The following is an 18,422-nucleotide window of genomic DNA, read 5'->3' on the forward strand; positions in this document are numbered from 1 at the left end:
AAGTTCTAATGTTTTGTAACCTCTAGTAGTATCTTATTTACTACTAGAGGTCTTTTTTTAGATTTTATGAAAACAATTAAATACACTTTTTTGATTGTTTTGGTTTGTTGTTTATTTAGTTGTTCTAACAAAACCAAAATATATGAAAATATTACTTATAATAACTATTTATTGACTCAAGTAGATAGTTTAGAAACGACAATAAATAATTTAGTAGATGCAGTAGAACAAGGTAGAGATAGTACTGTTGTTAGAAATGCGTTCGTAGAGAGTAGAAAGGCTTATAAAAAAATAGAGTGGGCAGTTGCCTATTTTTTACCTCATACAAGTAAATCAATTAATGGACCTGCACTAGATCAACTAGATTTAGATGAGAATAAATATGTACCTGCAGAAGGGTATCAGGTTGTAGAAGAATATCTATATCCTGTCTATGATCTAGAAAATTATGGCGAACTACTTATTGATACAAAGAGGTTAAAAAACTTTGTACTGAGTATACGCAAGAATTTTGAAGTAATTACCATTTCGGAAGATGTAGTTTTAGAGGCATTAAAGATGGAGTTGTTTCAGATTACAGCTTTAGGGATTACAGGTTTTGATACTCCAGCAAGTAAATTGTTATTTGTGGAAGCTGCCGTTAGTCTATCAGGAGTTAAACAAGTATTGGAGTTATCGAAGAATTGGCAGAATACAGCTTCTTATCCAGAAGTGAAATTATTATTAGATAAAGCTATAACTATCTGTCAAAAAAATCCTAACAAGGACAGTTTTGATTATCTAGATTTTATTACTTCGTATTTAGATCCCATAGCAAAAGGAATTGTAGGGATACAAAGGGACTTAGAGATTCCTTTTAAGGATGGTAATCAAGTGGTAAAAGGTAGTGTGAACTCACTTTTTGATAAGGATTTGATTAATTTAAATGCTTTTTTACCAGATTCTACTTACTATTTAACGCCAGCAAAGGTTGCTCTAGGTAAAGAATTGTTTTTTGATAAAAAGCTTTCTAAAGATAGTTTTAGAAGTTGTGCTGATTGTCATCATCCAGATAAAGCGTTTAGTGAGCCTTTTAAAACAGCATTAGACCTAAAAGGTCAACCACTTCTGCGCAATACGCCTTCTCTGAATTACTCAGCATATTATCACGGGCAGTTTTGGGATATGCGAAGTGTTACTTTAGAGAGTCAGTCTTCTGATGTAATCACAAATAAAGATGAGATGCATGGAGATTTAAAACAAATAGTAGCTCATCTTAACGAAGAAGAAAAATACAAAAAACAGTTTAAAACAGTATACCAAACGGAAAAGGAAATAGAAGTATGGCAATTAGAAAATGTGTTAGCTTCTTATATTCGTTCTCTTTCTGTTTTTAACTCTCGTTTTGATCAGTATATGAGAGGTAATAAACAAGCTTTAACTTCTCGTGAAAAGAAAGGGTTCAATTTATTTGTAGGTAAAGCACAATGTGCAACTTGTCATTTTATGCCGGTGTTTAATGGGACAGTTCCTCCGTTTTTTGTGAATTCGGAACAAGAAGTATTAGGAGTACCAGCAGATAAACAAGGTAAGGTCTTAGATGGTGATTTAGGGAGATATGTATTTAATACAGATCTACCACAATTAAAACATTCGTTTAAGACACCTACTGTTAGGAATATAGGAGAAAGCGGTCCTTATATGCATAATGGTGTGTATGAGACCTTAGAAGAAGTAATGGATTTTTACAATAAAGGAGGAGGATTAGGTATGGGACTAGAAGTAGAAAGCCAAACCTTACCAGAAGACCCTTTACAGTTAACAGAGAGTGAAATTTCTGATATAGTATTATTTATGAAGGCATTAAGTGACCAATAATAAAAGTTAAATTCGTTTTAAAGCTCATGGTGTAGAACAATACATTGTGAGCTTTTTTAGTTATAGAAGTAGAGTAGAAGAGTTTCTTGTGATTTATTGAAAAAAGAGTACTTTTAGCACTCAAGTTTAAAAGAAATGTTATGGGTTTTTTTGATAAATTATTTGGAAAAGGCGTTAAGGAGGCAAATACTGTTGAATTAGAGACACAATATCAACAATTTTGGGATTGGTTTATTGCTAATGAGTCAAAATTCTATAAGACAATAGAAAATCATGAACGTGTAGTGGAGGATTTTATTGACATTGTCAGTCCTAAGTTAAAGGATATTAATCCAGACTTTAATATGCTAACAGGGATGGGAAAAGATGGGATAGGAGAACTAATTATTTCTCCTGATGGTAGACTAAAGTCATTGCCTTTTGTAGATGATTTTATTGAAGCAGCTCCAGAGCATGAAAGATGGCGTTTTATCAGTTGTAAACCGAGTGTAAAAGGGATAGGGTTAAATATGAATGGTTTTTTACTAGATGAAGAGACAGTTTCATTTGTACCTATTCATGATGATGAGTACCCTGATTATATCCATTTACGTTTTATAATTAAAGAATGTACTCCTGAGAATGAAGAAGAAATAGGGAATGCTCTTTATATGTTTTTAGATAATTACCTAGGTGAGATTAAGACAATGACCATGATAGATTACTTAGAGGTAAAAGGAGAAGAAGGTGTTGAAGGAGAGTTGATTCCGGTGTCTAAGTTAAGCGATTATTTAAGTTATAGGGAAACGGAGTTTGTGGAGAAGTATGATAGTGTGATTCGCAATAGTGAGGAGGATACTTATTCTATATTAGAAAGTAATACTGATCATGAGCCCTTAATAGTGGTAGTGAATACTAGTTTTTTAAACTGGGACCAGAAGATGTCTTACCCATGGGTAGTGAAGGTATCTATAAAGTATAAAGGACGTGAGGATGGGCTACCAAATAAACAAGATGTCACGACAATGGATGAGATAGAAGATCTAATTCTCGAATCAGGAATCTTGCATAGTGTGGCCAGAGAGACAGGTTCTGGAGAACGCACTTTATTCTTTGCAACAAAAGATTATAGAAGCGCATCTAGAGATGTATTCAAAACAATCGGCTTATTTACAGATCGCTTTGATATTGACTATACTATTTATAGAGATAAATATTGGATGGGTTTAGAAGTATATACAAGAGCGATTAATAATGGCTAGTGAATATAATATGATTTAGGTGATAGTTTTAATTTTTATTTAAAACATTTTAGTTATTATCTATTTAGTAATGAGAATAGTTAGTCCGGATATTGAGATTTATGTAGTTGGTAAAGCAGTCAGAAAAAGTGTTAAAACAAGGATAAAACCTAAAAACACAAGGGTAGCAAATATGAAAATCTAAATAGTTATCCTATATTTGGGATGCTAAAAAAAGAAATCATGAAAATTTTAATATCACCTGCTAAGAGTTTAGATTATACAACAGCGGTACCTGTAGAAAAAGCTACAAAAGCTTCATTCATCAAAGAATCAAAAGTAATCAATGAAGTTTTACAATCTAAAACTCCGATGGACTTAGAGGCTCTAATGAAGATATCTAACAATCTAGCAGAACTAAACTGGAAGAGAAATCAAGAGAGAGCTTTTGTAAAGAAAGCAGGAAAGGAAAAGGACTTTAGACAAGCAGTTTTTGCTTTTAATGGAGACGTATACGCTGGTTTAGACCCTTATAGTCTAACAGCAGAGAAAATAGAGATATTACAAGATAAATTAAGAATATTATCAGGTCTTTATGGCTTGTTAAAACCTTTAGATGAAATAGAACCGTATCGCTTAGAAATGGGAACTAAAATGGCTGTAGGAGCAAATGCAAACTTATATGAGTTTTGGAAACCAATTTTAGCAGAAGCTTTAAATAAAGAAATGAAACAAGGTGAGTTACTAATTAACTTAGCTAGTAATGAGTATTTTAGTGCTATTGATAAAAAAGCGATTAAAGGAACTCTTGTTACTCCAGATTTTAAAGAATTGAGAGAGGGAAAACTGAAGACAATCAGTTTCTATGCTAAAAAAGCAAGAGGAATGATGGTGCGTTATATCATAGATAATAATGTCAATGATATAGAGGGTTTAAAAAAGTTTAATGTAGATGGGTATGCATGGAGTGAAGCTGATTCTAAGGGGAATAATTTAGTGTTTACAAGATAAAATTTTATATACCACCAATATACAAATATGGAATTAGTACATTATATTACTTCAGATGTATTTACAATCGAGAAGTTAAATGAGATTTTAACTCAAGGTCAAAAAATACAGCTTTCTGAAGAGGCAAGAGCGAATATTGTGAATTGTCGTATGTATTTAGACGATAAAATGGCTAAACAAGCAGATCCTATTTATGGGATTAATACAGGGTTTGGTTCATTGTGTAACGTCAAAATAGACAGTGATAACTTATCTCAATTGCAAGAAAACTTAATGATGTCTCACGCTTGTGGAACAGGAGAGATTGTTCCTGAAGAGATCGTTAAGATTATGTTGTTGTTAAAAGTGAAGTCTCTTAGTTACGGTAACTCAGGGGTTCAGTTAGAAACAGTAGAGAGATTAATTGATTTCTTTAATAATGATATTCTTCCTGTAGTTTATAACCAAGGGTCTTTAGGGGCTTCAGGGGATTTATCTCCACTAGCACACTTGACATTGCCATTAATCGGTGAAGGAGAAGTGTTCTGTGATGGATTTAGACAACCGGCCAATAAAGTGCTAGCTAATCACAATTGGCAGCCTATAAAATTAAAATCAAAAGAAGGATTAGCCTTGTTGAATGGAACTCAGTTTATGAGTGCTTATGGGTGCTATATTCTTTTGAAATCAAAGAAATTATCTTATTTAGCTGATGTTATAGGGGCTATTTCTTTAGAAGGTTTTGATGGTAGAATTGAACCGTTTAATGAATTAATTCATTATGTAAGACCTCATAAAGGGCAGATAGAGACAGCACAGTTCTTTAATGAAGTTTTAGAAGGGTCTGAATTGATTAGTCGTCCAAAAGAGCACGTTCAAGATCCATACTCATTCAGATGTATTCCACAGGTACATGGAGCATCAAAAGACGCTATCGATTATGTGAATCGCGTGTTTAAAACAGAGATTAACTCTGTAACAGATAACCCAAATGTGTTTTATAAAGACGATATTATCGTTTCTGGAGGTAATTTCCATGGACAACCATTGGCATTAGCGTTAGATTTCTTAGGAATTGCTTTAGCTGAATTGGGAAGTATATCAGAACGTAGAACTTATCAATTGATATCAGGACTTAGAGGTCTACCAGCATTCTTGGTTTCTAATCCAGGTTTAAACTCAGGGTTTATGATTCCTCAATATACAGCTGCGAGTATTGTAAGTCAGAACAAACAATTAGCAACTCCTGCGAGTGTGGATAGTATCGTGTCAAGTAATGGACAAGAAGACCACGTAAGTATGGGGGCTAATGGGGCTACGAAGACGCTACGCATAGTAGATAATTTAGAGCGCATTCTAGCTATAGAATTGATGAATGCAGCACAAGCATTAGAGTTCAGAAGACCTGCGAAATCAAGTGAGTTCATTGAATCTTTCTTGAAAATTTATAGAGAAGAGGTTTCTTTTGTAGATGTTGATCGCATTTTACATTATGATATAGAAAAGTCAATAGCATTCTTAAATTCATTTCAAATAGATTTAGAAGCTTAAGACTTATAAAATTATAGAAATATTAGGATTAACCGCATCTTTCTTTCTAAAAGGGGTGCGGTTTTTTTAATATATATGCTATATTTGTATACGTTTATAAAAATGATTCTCATTGGCCAACATTAATAAACTTAAAATCCTAAATGATCCTATTTATGGATTCATTTCTATACCAAATTCTTTGGTATATGACTTAATTGAACACCCTTATTTTCAACGATTGAGAAGAATCTCTCAAATGGGAGTGTCTTATCTAGTATACCCTGGTGCTCATCACACTCGTTTTCATCATGCTTTAGGCTGTATGCATTTAATGCAAAAAGCGGTACAAGTTTTGCGCTTTAAGAATGTAGAGATTTCTGAAGAAGAAGAAAATGCTTTGTATGTAGCTATTTTACTTCATGATATAGGGCATGGACCTTTCTCTCATGCGATGGAAGAAAGTATCGTAGAGGGAGTTCATCACGAAGAGATTTCAATCTTGTTTATGAATCGTTTAAATAAAGAGTTTGAAGGGAAGTTAGACTTAGCAATCAAGATATTTAAAGGTGAATATCACCGTAAGTTTATGTTACAATTGATCTCAGGTCAGTTAGACATGGATCGTATGGATTATCTAAAGAGAGATAGTTTCTATAGTGGAGTAGCAGAAGGTAATATTAACTCAGAGCGATTAATTCAGATGTTGAATGTAGTGAATGATGAGTTAGTCGTGGAAAAGAAGGGAATTTACTCTGTAGAGATGTTTTTGATCGCACGTAGATTAATGTATTGGCAAGCATATCTACACAAGACAAGTGTATGTGCAGAATTAATTTTAGTGCGTGTATTAAAACGAGCAAAAGAATTAACTCATAAAGGAGTAGAGTTATGGTGTAGTGAGTCTTTACAATTCTTTCTAAAGAATCAGATAGAAGAAGGAGATTTCGATCAAGTAGGGTTAGAGAAATTCGCTTTATTAGACGATTCAGATATTCTAGGAGCTCTTAAATCATGGCAATTCCATAATGATTTTATTTTGTCAGAATTGAGTAAAATGATTATTAATCGCGAGCTATTACGCATTGAATTTGTCTCAGATAAAGAGGAAACTAAGTTAAAGTTAAATAATATGCTTGATAAAGTATCTAAGAAATATTCTATTTCTAATGAGGCTTCAAAATACTTTGTATTTAAAGGTAAAATGGAGAATCAAGCGTATAGTAAAGATAAAGAGCCTATTATGATACTTAAAAAAGATGGGACAACAAAAGATGTGTTATCGGTATCAGATGAACTAAACCTTAAATCATTGACGAAAGTGGTGACAAAGTATTTTGTTTGTTATCCAAAAAACGTTTTTGAAAGTTAAATTTCAATTATATTTTATATTTTTGCCTCGATGAAAATAGCAGCAGAACAAATAGCGTCAGTATTAGAAGGAGAAATTGTAGGGAATCCTATGATAGAAGTAAGTACATTGGCTAAGATAGAGGAAGGAACAGCAGGTTCGATTTCTTTTTTAGCGAATCCTAAATACGTACACCATATATATACAACAAATGCCTCTGTGGTTATCGTAAATAAAACTTTCGAACCAGAGCATCCAATAACAGCAACTTTAATTAAAGTAGATGATGCGTATAAAGCATTCTCTAAATTATTAGAGTATTACAATCAAGTGAAATTAATGAAATCTGGAATCGAACAGCCTTCAGTTATATCAGAAGGAGTAGAGTACGGAGATGATTTATATTTAGGTAGTTTTGCCTATATTGGTAAAAATGTTAAAATAGGAAATAACGTAAAAATATACCCTAATACATTCGTAGGAGACAATGTACGTATTGGGGATAATACAGTTTTATTTGCAGGAGTTCGTATTTACTCAGAATCTGTAATAGGAGCTAATTGTACTTTTCATGCAGGAGTAATTATTGGATCTGATGGATTTGGTTTTGCACCTAATCCTGATGGGACATTTAATAAAGTTCCTCAGATAGGTAATGTTATCATTGAGGATAATGTAGAAATAGGTGCAGCGTCTACTATAGATAGAGCTACCTTAGGATCTACAATTATTCGCAAAGGAGTAAAGTTAGATAATCAAATTCAGATAGCTCACAATGTGGAGATAGGAGAGAATACAGTAATCGCTTCTCAAACAGGAGTGGCGGGATCTACAAAGATTGGAAAAAACTGTATGATAGGAGGGCAAGTAGGTATAGTAGGACATTTGACAATAGGTGATAATGTTCGTATTCAGGCTCAGTCAGGAGTAACTAAGAATTTAGAGAATGGTGCGGCAGTACAAGGTAGTCCAGCATTACCTCATAGTGATTTTTTAAAGTCATATAGTTACTTTAAAAACTTTTCTAAGATTGTTAGTGACATAGAGTCAATTAAAAAGAATATAAAATAAGAGCCTTTCAAAATATTTAAAGAGATTTAATTATGGTTAAACAAAAAACCATCCAAAGCGAAGTAACACTTAGTGGTGTAGGTTTACATACAGGTCAATTGGTGACAATGACTTTAAAACCTGCTCCAATCAATAATGGTTTTACTTTTGTACGTATGGATTTAGAGGGACATCCAATTATAGAAGCGGATGCTAATTATGTTGTAAATACACAACGTGGTACAAACCTTGAAAAAAAGGGAGTAAAAATACAAACAACAGAGCATGTATTAGCAGCTTTTGTAGGATGTGATTTAGATAATGTTATCATTGAGTTAAACGCATCTGAGCCTCCTATTATGGATGGGTCTTCTAAATACTTTGTTGAAGCAGTTGAAAAAGCAGGTATTGTAGAACAAGATGCTGAACGTGAGGAGTACATCGTAAAAGAAGTTATTTCTTTTGTAGATGAACAAACGGGAAGTGAGATAATCGTTATGCCTTCTGATAGTTACCAAGTGACTGCAATGGTTGATTTTGGTACTAAAGTATTGGGTACACAGAATGCTACATTGAAATCAATGTCTGACTTTAAAGAAGAGATTTCTGAAGCACGTACTTTTAGTTTCTTACACGAGCTAGAAGCATTACTTGCTAACGGATTGATTAAAGGAGGAGATTTAAATAATGCTATTGTTTATGTAGATAAGGATATATCTCCAGAAACAATGGAACACCTTAAAAAAGCATTTGGCAAAGAAGAGATTGCTGTTAAGCCAAATGGGGTTTTAGATAACTTAACATTACATTATCCTAATGAAGCTGCACGTCACAAATTACTTGATGTGATCGGAGATTTAGCTTTAATAGGAACAAGAATAAGAGGTAAAGTTATTGCAAATAAACCAGGACATTCAGTGAATACTAATTTTGCTAAAAAAATGTCTAAGATTATTCGCAATGAAAAGCGTAACCAAGTTCCATCTTATGATTTACATGCAGAACCATTAATGGATGTAAATAAAATTATGGCTTTATTACCTCACAGACCTCCGTTTTTATTAGTTGATAAGATTCTGGAAATGTCTGATAAGCATGTAGTAGGACTTAAGAATGTAACGATGAATGAACCGTTCTTCGTAGGGCATTTCCCTGGAGCACCAGTTATGCCTGGAGTTCTTATCTGTGAAGCAATGGCTCAGTCAGGAGGTATCTTGATTCTGAGTACTGTACCAGATCCAGAGAACTATCTTACTTATTTTATGAAAATGGATAATGTGAAGTTTAAAAACAAAGTACACCCTGGTGATACTTTAGTGTTTAAATTAGAGCTTATTACACCGATAAGAAGAGGGATATGCCATATGCAAGGGTATGCGTATGCCAATGGAAAATTAGTAGCTGAGGCTGAATTAATGGCTCAGATTTCAAAAATAACAAATAACTAAGAATATGAATCAGCCTTTAGCATATGTACATCCTGGAGCTAAAATAGCTAGAAATGTTGTTATAGAACCTTTTACAACCATTCATAATAATGTTGAAATAGGGGAAGGAACATGGATAGGATCAAATGTTACTATCATGGAAGGAGCTCGCATCGGAAAGAATTGTAAGATTTTTCCTGGAGCAGTTATTTCAGCAGAACCACAAGATTTAAAATTCGAAGGAGAAGTTACAACAGTAGAGATAGGGGATAATACAACTATTAGAGAATGTGTAACAATCAATAGAGGAACAAAAGATAGATATAAAACTGTTATCGGTGATAACTGTTTAATTCAGGCGTATAGTCATATTGCACACGATTGTATCGTTGGTAATAACTGTATTTTTTCTAACTCTAGTACTTTAGCTGGACACGTTACTATAGGAGATTATGTTGTATTAGCAGGATTAGTTGCTGTACATCAATTCTGTACTATCGGATCACATTCATTTGTGACTGGAGGTACATTAGTACGTAAAGACGTTCCTCCTTATATTAAGGCAGCACGTGAACCTATTTCTTATGCTGGTATTAACTCAGTAGGATTGAGAAGAAGAGGATATTCTCCAGAAAAAATCAGAGAGATTCAAGAGATCTATCGTATTTTATATCAAAAGAACTATAATACAAGTCAAGCACTTGAAATTATAGAGGCAGATATGGAAGCAACTCCAGAAAGAGATGAAGTTTTAATGTTTATCCGTAATTCATCAAGAGGAATTATGAGAGGATATTCAGGAATATATTAGTAATACTAAATAAAATAAAAGAATGGCAACAACAGCTGATATTAGAAATGGTTTATGTATCCAATACAACAATGATATTTATAAAATTGTTGAGTTTTTACACGTTAAACCTGGAAAAGGGCCTGCATTTGTTAGAACTAAAATGAGAAGCGTTACTAATGGAAGAGTATTAGAGAATACTTTTTCTGCTGGTCACAAAATCGATACTGTAAGAGTAGAAACACATAAATTCCAATATTTATACCCAGAGGGAGATCAGTTCCACTTTATGAATGTTGAGACTTATGAGCAAATTACGCTTTTAAAAGACGTATTAGATGCTCCAGGCTTATTAAAAGAAGGAGAAACTGTAATGGTTCAAATTAATTCAGAGACTGAATTACCGTTAGCAGTAGATATGCCTGCTTCTGTAATTCTAGAAGTAACTTATACTGAGCCAGGAGTAAAAGGAAATACAGCTACAAATGCTACAAAACCTGCTACTGTTGAAACAGGTGCTATTGTCAATGTACCTTTATTCATCAACGAAGGTGATAAAATCAAGATTGATACATCAAACAGCGCTTATATGGAGCGTATCAAGGAGTAATCACTTTTTAGAAGAAGAGAGATGCGTTTTGCAAAAGTTCAAGATTTACAGACTATAGCAGAGATTATTGGATGTAAGTTTGTAGGTGATGCTAATTTTCCAGTTTATGGAATGAACGAAATTCACGTTGTACAAGAAGGTGAAATCGTTTTTGTGGATCATCCTAAATATTATGATAAAGCGTTAAACTCTAATGCGACAATCATTTTAATTAATAAAGATGTAGAGTGCCCAGAGGGTAAGGCTTTATTAATATCTGATGATCCGTTTAGAGATTTTAATAAATTATCTAAGTTCTTTAACCCGTTTAAACCAGCAACTGAGGTACAAGCTAAAGATGCTATTATCGGGGAAGGAACAATCATTCAACCTAATGTATTCATTGGTCATAATGTAGTGATTGGTAAAAATTGTGTTATTCACCCTAATGTAGTTTTATATGATGGAACTATTATAGGGGATAATGTAGTTATTCATGCTGGAGCTATACTAGGTGCTGATGCGTTCTACTATAAAAAGAGACCAGAAGGATTTGATCCATTAGTATCTTGTGGTAGAGTAGTTATCGAAGATAACGTAGGTATCGGTGCTGCATGTACTATAGATAGAGGTGTGACAGGAGATACTACTATTAAAGAGGGAGCTAAAATAGATAATCAAGTTCATATCGGACATGATACTGTGGTAGGTGTACGTTCTTTAATTGCGGCTCAATGTGGTATAGCTGGTTGTGTGGTCATAGAAGATGAAGTAACGCTATGGGGACAAGTAGGTACTACAAGTGGTATTACTATTGGAACTAAAGCTGTTGTTTTAGCTCAATCTGGAGTATCTAAATCGTTAGTTGGAGGTAAAGTTTATTTTGGGTATCCTGCAGAGGAATCAAGAGATAAATTAAAGCAATTAGCTAGTATTAAGAGAATACCAGAATTAGTAGAGAAAACTAAGCATTTATAGTATTTGACATTAGTGTCTGACATAAATCAGGTTTCTTGAGATTGAAAACAAAGAATGTTATTAATTAATCAATTAATCTTACTTATAAGGGGGTAAAAAGTTTTAATAGTAATTAGAATTGTTTATTTTTGTGTAAGTAAGTTTAAATAAATAAAAACAAGATCATGAGTGTTTTAGTAAATAAAGATTCAAAAATAATCGTTCAGGGGTTTACTGGAAGTGAAGGTACATTCCACGCTTCACAAATGATTGAGTACGGAACAAACGTAGTAGGTGGTGTAACTCCAGGAAAAGGGGGAACTACTCACTTAGATCGTCCAGTATTCAACACAGTTTCAGAAGCTGTAGAAAAAGCAGGTGCTGATACATCTATTATTTTCGTACCACCAGCATTTGCTGCTGACGCTATAATGGAAGCTGCTGATGCAGGTATCAAAGTTATTATTTGTATTACAGAAGGTATTCCAGTAGCTGAAATGATCAAAGCTTACGACTACATCAAAGGTAGAGATTGTAGATTAGTTGGACCTAACTGTCCAGGAGTAATCACTCCAGGTGAAGCTAAAGTTGGTATTATGCCAGGTTTCGTTTTCAAAAAAGGAACAGTTGGAATCGTTTCTAAATCAGGAACTTTAACTTATGAAGCTGCTGATCAAGTTGTAAAGCAAGGTTTAGGTATTACAACAGCTATCGGAATTGGTGGAGACCCAATCATTGGAACAACTACTAAAGAAGCTGTACAATTATTAATGGCTGATCCAGAAACTGAAGCAATCATTATGATTGGTGAGATTGGTGGTCAATTAGAAGCTGATGCTGCTCGTTGGATTAAAGAAAATGGTAATAAAAAACCAGTTATCGGATTCATCGCTGGAGAAACTGCTCCTAAAGGAAGAACAATGGGACACGCTGGTGCTATCGTAGGTGGAGCTGATGATACAGCTGCTGCTAAAAAACGTATCATGAGCGAGTGTGGAATCCATGTTGTTGATTCTCCTGCTGAGATCGGTAAAAAAGTAAAAGAAGTTTTAGGATAATTCTTATTTCTAAAAAGAAAATAAAAAAGGCCTACACATTACTATGTGTAGGCTTTTTTGATTAAAGTCCTTTTGTTATATTTTTCATATTTTGGACTAGTCATCTGATTTTTTAGAATATCGCTTTTATAAGAGATCTTCTGTTTAGTATATTTAGGTTTGATATCATAATTTATACTTAATTGAAGGTTAAAAATTAAGTATGTTCTTAATGAATAATTTATTAGCTTGTGTTTAATAATGGAAATTAACAGAATAAAAAAATAATCCATTTTAATGATAGGAGTATTTGTGCTAATAAAAATCTTATGTATATTGTAATGCACTTACAAAATAAGTAATAGTTATGTCTTTTTACTAGTAAGTATTGATTTAGAACCCTAACCAAACTATAACTATAGCAATTGAAAAATTGTTTTATTTCAAAAAGAGACTCTTAATTAAGAGTCTCTTTTTTTATTCTTTATCTAATAAGTATAAGTAAGCAGGAGGTAAGTGGTGTGACATTATATTTTCAGGTTTATGAAACTTGATTTGATATTCTGTATCCTTGAGTCCATCTAATATAATTGGGTTACTACATCTCGCATAGTTACTATTTAGAACATATTTAGGCTCTACTAATTCTGGTAATTGTTTTTGAATTAGGTTAAAGACAAAGGAACCTAGATATTTGTTATATTTCTTGACACTTTTTTCGGTAGGCTTTTTTATACCATTAAAAATACTAGTAGCAACCATTCTCTTAGGCCAAGTTACTTTTTTTAATGCTTTTTTTACCTCGTGATCTGCTAAAGGGCTAATTTCGTTAAAGTCTCTAAAAGTCTGTGTTGTTGGTGGAAGTTCAGGAACCCAGTCTTGGGTATTAATAACAGAGTAACTCCAACTTTTAGCTAGTTTCTCATATTGATAACTAAAGTAAAGATTTCCAGGTTTAGGAGGAGCAATTGCATAAGTCTTAAACTGTAAATCTTTAGATAATTTTCCTTCTAGTTGTTGATTCATTAGATTAGCTGTTATTAGATAAGCTATAGCAGCACCTTGACTATGTCCAGAGATAATAAAATCTTTATGATTTTTCTGGACTAGACTATCTAACTTAGGTTTAATATCTTCCATTAAATATAGAGATGCTATAGTCCATCCTGCATGAACAGTTGCTCGTTCATCTTGAGATAGTTTGTAACTAACTTTTTTAGTATTATCTAATTGTATTTCTCCTGATGAAGGAATCATAGCTGCATAGTAATTAGCTAACCAACTAGCTCCCTTGTTTACAGATCCTCTAATAACTATTTCTACAGTATTTGTTTTATCATTGTGGTATAATGCCCACATATTGGTTAACCCCATTTCTGGTGATCTATACGTATTCTTATAACCAGTAAGATTATAAAGTGAATCTGTGGGGAAAGCTTTGTGTATATCAGTAGCTAGTTGTAAGCTATTGTATATTTCTTGTTTATCAGCTATAGGCTTTAAGTTTTGTGCAAAACTGATAGAAGTAGAACAAAGTAAAAGGAGATAAATTCTTTTTATCATAGAAAAGGACTTTACTAGTGTTATTTAGTTAAATATTTACACGATTCAAATCAAAGTTACACTTTTAAATTTTTGAATGCCGTTAAAAATGTATAAATTAGATGTAAACTTTAAAAAAAGAGATATGGCTAATTCATTTGTAAAAACTGTAAAAGATCGAATTAAGAACTGGTATATACCTGTAATCATTGGTATACTTTTTATAATAGGAGGAATATATATGTTTAGTACTCCTATTACAGCATATGCTTCACTAACTATTATCTTTAGTTGTATGTTTTTAATTGCTGGTATATCTGAGATTATATTTGCTTTTTCTAATCATGATCAACTTGATGGTTGGGGATGGTTGCTTTTTTCAGGAATTATAGATGTGGTATTAGGTGTTATTTTGATTGGAACGCCTACGTTATCGGCAGTAGTTCTTCCTATTTATGTTGGTTTTGGATTAATGTTTAGATCTATTAGAGGAATGGGAACAGCCTTTGACCTTAAAAACTACGGTGTAAAATCATGGACAAGCTTATTTGTTTTTGCCTTACTTGGGTTAGTGTTTTCATTCTGTATGTTGTGGAACCTTGAATTTGGTGCATTTACCATTGTATATTGGACAGCATTCTCATTTATATTATTAGGGGTTTACAGTTTATTGTTTGGTTTCTTCTTGAGAAGGATAAAAAAATATTCAGGAAAGGTTGATCAAGAGCTATTAGAGCAATATGAAAGGATTCAAGAAGAAGTTCGCAAGAGATTACACGATAAATAAGTATAATTATTTGATAAAGTTTATTGGGTGTTGTAAAAAATCCATATTTTGCAAGTAATAAATAAAAGAGATTATGAAAAAAATTGCAATGCTATTTGCCTTTGTAGCTACATCACTATTAGTTGGGTGTGAAGGGTCTACTGGACCACAAGGACCTCCAGGACCTCCAGGAGTTGGGGAATTTCCTTATGTAATGGAGACAACCCTAAGTTTTGATAAAAATTTAAATGATAGTTATTTAACACTCCCTGTTAAACATCCTGTGGAATTGTTTAAAGGAGATGTTATTTTAGTATTCATTAAGGATGTAGATTCTAGTAGTAAAGAACCAAGATGGTATGCACTACCTAAAAAATTCTATACTAAAGTAGATGGGGTAGAGAAAGATTTAGAATACAGTTATGCTTTTAGCCCAGACCAAGTGGATATTATAGCAGAAGCTAATGCACCATTAATTAATTTTAATGGAAATAATACTACTCCTAGTGTTTTGAGAAATCAAGTATTTAGAATTATGTATATTCCAGGGGCTGACCCAAAAATAAGAAATAATAGCTTAAATGTATCAACTAAAGGTGCTACTACCTTATCATACGAAGAAGCTGTACGCAAGTATAATTTAGAAGATGTAAAAGTAGTTAAGAAGTACTAGAAAATAATATTTAAAAGGTAGAGGCGCTAAGTTTCTACCTTTTTTTGTTTCTATAGGTAAAAATATAAGGGGGAGGGAGTGCTCTTGAGTATACTTTTTTAAAAAAATATTACAAAAATATAGGGGGGGGTGTGTTGTTTTTAATGACTTTTATTTAAATTTGTACTCATAAAACAGGGGGTGTCCCTTCAAAAACTATTAATTATGTCAACATTTCGTTTTCGAGCAATTGAAAAAGCAGCATCTAGAGAAGCTGTAAAGGTAGAAGAACTGGGTAGAAAATCATTGATCTTTGGTGATCACGTATTTAATGACAAGTCAATGCGACAATTTTTAACTCCAGAAGCTTATCAGGCAGTTAAGAATGCACAACTAGGAATTAAAATAGACCGTCGATTAGCTGAGTACATTGCATTGGGAATGAAAGAGTGGGCTCTATCGAAAGGAGTAAGTCACTATACGCACTGGTTTCAACCACTGACAGGAACGACAGCAGAGAAGCATGATGCTTTCTTTGAGACGTCTTTTGATGGTGATCCTGTTGAAAAATTTAATGGTAGTCAATTAGTACAACAAGAGTCAGATGCATCTAGTTTTCCTAACGGAGGAATTAGAAATACATTTGAAGCAAGAGGGTACACAGCTTGGGATCCTACATCTCCTGCCTTTATCTTTGGTTCTACATTATGTATTCCTACTGTATTTATCTCTTATACTGGTGAGGCTTTAGATAATAAAACTCCTTTATTAAAAGCGCTTAATGCAATAGATGATGCTGCAACTGAAGTAGCTAAATTCTTTGATAAAAATGTAAAGAAAGTAACGACTACTTTAGGGTGGGAGCAAGAGTACTTTTTAGTAGATAGTGCTTTAGCTGCTTCTAGACCTGATATTCTTACTACAGGAAGAACATTATTAGGGCATACAGCTGCTAAAGGACAACAATTAGATGACCACTATTTCGGTTCTATTCCAACTAGAGTACTGAATTATATGCATGATTTAGAGAATCACTGTATCTTATTAGGTATTCCTGTTAAGACTAGACATAATGAAGTAGCTCCTAATCAGTTTGAATTAGCACCTATATTTGAGGAAGCTAATTTAGCAGTGGATCACAACTCTTTATTAATGGATGTAATGAAAAAGGTAGCTGAGAAGCATCACTTTAAAGTATTATTCCATGAGAAACCATTTAAAGGAGTTAATGGTTCTGGTAAACACAATAACTGGTCATTGGCTACTGATACTGGTGTGAACTTGTTGAGTCCTAGTAAAACACCTAAGAGCAACTTACAGTTCTTAACCTTCTTTATCAATACGATTAAAGCTGTAAACGATAATGAAGAGCTTTTAAGATCAGCTATTGCTTCTGCAAGTAATGATCACCGTCTTGGAGCGAATGAAGCACCACCAGCAATTATGTCTGTATTTATTGGACAACAATTGACTAAGGTTCTTAATGAATTGAAAGAGGTGACGGATGGTAAACTTTCTCCAGAAGAAAAAACAGATCTTAAATTAAATGTAGTTGGAAAAATTCCAGATGTATTATTAGATAATACAGATAGAAATAGAACTTCTCCATTCGCTTTTACAGGTAATAAATGGGAATTTAGAGCAGTAGGATCTACAGCTAACTGTGCTGGACCGATGACTGTATTAAATACAATAGTAGCTAAACAGCTTAGAGACTTTAAAAATGAAGTGGATGCACTAGTAGAAAAAGACGGATTAAAAAGAGACGAGGCAATCTTCAATGTATTAAGAGAGTATATTAAAGATAGTGAAAGAATTCTTTTTGAAGGTGATGGATACGGTGATGAGTGGGAAAAAGAAGCTATCAAAAGAGGATTGAGTAATAATAAGACAACTCCTTCTGCTTTAAGAATTAAGAAAGACCCTAAAGTGATTTCAATCTTTGAAGAGATGGGAGTGATGACTAGTATAGAGATGCACGCTAGATACGAGATTGAGCTAGAAGAATATGTAAAACGTCTTCAGATAGAAGGACGTGTGTTAGGAGATATCGCAAGAAATCATGTAATACCAACGGCTATCAAGTATCAAAACTTAGTAATTGATAATGTGAAAGGTCTTAAAGAGATATTCGGTGCTGAAGATTTCGGAACGATTGCAGCAGAGCAATTACAAATGATTAAAAAGATATCTCATCATATAGAGCAAATTAATGCTAAGGTTACTGAGATGACAAATGAGCGTAAAAAAGCGAATCTAATAGAGGATGTTGAACAACAAGCTCATGCATACTGTGATGTTGTAAAACCTTATTTTGATATTATCCGTTACCACAGTGATAAATTAGAATTAATGGTAGATAATGAGCTTTGGACATTAACGAAGTACAGAGAATTGTTATTTACGAACTAAAAATAGTGATAAATTGAAAAAAAGACGACTTATGCTTCTTAGCTAAGTCGTCTTTTTGTTGGTATATATAAAGAGTTTTATGGTATTATGTATAGTATTACCGCTATTTGAGGATGGTGTTTATTGTATTTTTCGTGATTAAAGTATATTTTATTTATTTTGTTAATTAGTATGTAAAAATATATTACTTTAGAAAATTCTTAAGAATTACGAAATTGACAGTTGTTGTGAAAAAGTAGAGTAGGAATGCTC

Annotated in this window: 15 protein-coding genes; 14 read left to right on the forward strand and 1 reads right to left on the reverse strand. The window is 33.1% G+C overall.

Annotated elements, in window-relative coordinates:
• Nucleotides 1-66: 66 nt before the first annotated feature.
• The 11 genes from BK054_RS13550 to sucD all read left to right on the forward strand — a co-directional run bounded on the left by BK054_RS13550 (nucleotide 67) and on the right by sucD (nucleotide 12,819).
• Nucleotides 67-1,857, forward strand: coding sequence for a cytochrome c peroxidase (locus tag BK054_RS13550; protein ID WP_006265243.1), 1,791 nt, complete (start codon nucleotides 67-69; stop codon nucleotides 1,855-1,857).
• Nucleotides 1,858-1,997: 140 nt separating this feature from the next.
• Nucleotides 1,998-3,098, forward strand: a complete 1,101-nt coding sequence (locus BK054_RS13555) for a DUF695 domain-containing protein (protein WP_058699572.1) — start codon at nucleotides 1,998-2,000, stop codon at nucleotides 3,096-3,098.
• Nucleotides 3,099-3,320: 222 nt separating this feature from the next.
• Nucleotides 3,321-4,088 (forward strand): peroxide stress protein YaaA, encoded by a 768-nt coding sequence (gene yaaA / locus BK054_RS13560; RefSeq protein ID WP_006263534.1) that lies wholly within the window; start codon nucleotides 3,321-3,323, stop codon nucleotides 4,086-4,088.
• A 27-nt stretch (nucleotides 4,089-4,115) separates the two neighbouring features.
• Entirely contained in the window at nucleotides 4,116-5,618 is a 1,503-nt protein-coding gene (hutH, locus tag BK054_RS13565) for a histidine ammonia-lyase (RefSeq protein WP_006258925.1), read from the forward strand.
• Nucleotides 5,619-5,730: 112 nt separating this feature from the next.
• Entirely contained in the window at nucleotides 5,731-6,969 is a 1,239-nt protein-coding gene (locus BK054_RS13570; protein ID WP_006258924.1) for an HD domain-containing protein, read from the forward strand.
• 30 nt (nucleotides 6,970-6,999) lie between these two features.
• Nucleotides 7,000-8,019, forward strand: coding sequence for a UDP-3-O-(3-hydroxymyristoyl)glucosamine N-acyltransferase (gene lpxD, locus BK054_RS13575; RefSeq protein WP_006258923.1), 1,020 nt, complete (start codon nucleotides 7,000-7,002; stop codon nucleotides 8,017-8,019).
• Nucleotides 8,020-8,051: 32 nt separating this feature from the next.
• Complete coding sequence (locus BK054_RS13580) at nucleotides 8,052-9,446, forward strand: bifunctional UDP-3-O-[3-hydroxymyristoyl] N-acetylglucosamine deacetylase/3-hydroxyacyl-ACP dehydratase (protein WP_006258922.1); 1,395 nt, start codon at nucleotides 8,052-8,054, stop codon at nucleotides 9,444-9,446.
• Between the two features lie 4 nt (nucleotides 9,447-9,450).
• Nucleotides 9,451-10,236, forward strand: a complete 786-nt coding sequence (lpxA, locus tag BK054_RS13585) for an acyl-ACP--UDP-N-acetylglucosamine O-acyltransferase (protein WP_006258921.1) — start codon at nucleotides 9,451-9,453, stop codon at nucleotides 10,234-10,236.
• Nucleotides 10,237-10,258: 22 nt separating this feature from the next.
• Nucleotides 10,259-10,825 (forward strand): elongation factor P, encoded by a 567-nt coding sequence (efp, locus tag BK054_RS13590; RefSeq protein WP_006258920.1) that lies wholly within the window; start codon nucleotides 10,259-10,261, stop codon nucleotides 10,823-10,825.
• A 21-nt stretch (nucleotides 10,826-10,846) separates the two neighbouring features.
• On the forward strand, nucleotides 10,847-11,782 hold the full coding sequence (locus tag BK054_RS13595) for a UDP-3-O-(3-hydroxymyristoyl)glucosamine N-acyltransferase (protein WP_006258919.1): 936 nt from the start codon (nucleotides 10,847-10,849) through the stop codon (nucleotides 11,780-11,782).
• 164 nt (nucleotides 11,783-11,946) lie between these two features.
• Complete coding sequence (gene sucD, locus BK054_RS13600; RefSeq protein WP_006258918.1) at nucleotides 11,947-12,819, forward strand: succinate--CoA ligase subunit alpha; 873 nt, start codon at nucleotides 11,947-11,949, stop codon at nucleotides 12,817-12,819.
• 456 nt (nucleotides 12,820-13,275) lie between these two features.
• Here the strand turns inward: sucD and BK054_RS13610 are convergent, their stop codons facing one another.
• A complete protein-coding gene (locus BK054_RS13610; protein WP_006265245.1) occupies nucleotides 13,276-14,361 on the reverse strand; it encodes a lipase family protein in 1,086 nt (361 codons plus the stop codon).
• Between the two features lie 124 nt (nucleotides 14,362-14,485).
• On the opposite strand from BK054_RS13610, the gene BK054_RS13615 reads away from it, so the two are divergent.
• The 3 genes from BK054_RS13615 to BK054_RS13625 all read left to right on the forward strand — a co-directional run bounded on the left by BK054_RS13615 (nucleotide 14,486) and on the right by BK054_RS13625 (nucleotide 18,170).
• Nucleotides 14,486-15,127, forward strand: coding sequence for an HdeD family acid-resistance protein (locus tag BK054_RS13615; RefSeq protein WP_225581548.1), 642 nt, complete (start codon nucleotides 14,486-14,488; stop codon nucleotides 15,125-15,127).
• A 73-nt stretch (nucleotides 15,128-15,200) separates the two neighbouring features.
• The gene (locus BK054_RS13620) at nucleotides 15,201-15,779 is read left to right on the forward strand and encodes a hypothetical protein (RefSeq protein WP_006261162.1); all 579 of its coding nucleotides are present in this window, start codon (nucleotides 15,201-15,203) and stop codon (nucleotides 15,777-15,779) included.
• Between the two features lie 204 nt (nucleotides 15,780-15,983).
• Nucleotides 15,984-18,170 carry a glutamine synthetase III gene (locus BK054_RS13625; protein ID WP_006265246.1) on the forward strand — a complete coding sequence of 729 codons (2,187 nt, stop codon included), beginning with the start codon at nucleotides 15,984-15,986 and terminating at the stop codon, nucleotides 18,168-18,170.
• The last annotated feature ends 252 nt before the right edge of the window (nucleotides 18,171-18,422 follow it).

Source organism: Myroides sp. ZB35 (genome assembly GCF_001865835.1).
GTDB lineage: Bacteria > Bacteroidota > Bacteroidia > Flavobacteriales > Flavobacteriaceae > Flavobacterium > Flavobacterium odoratimimum.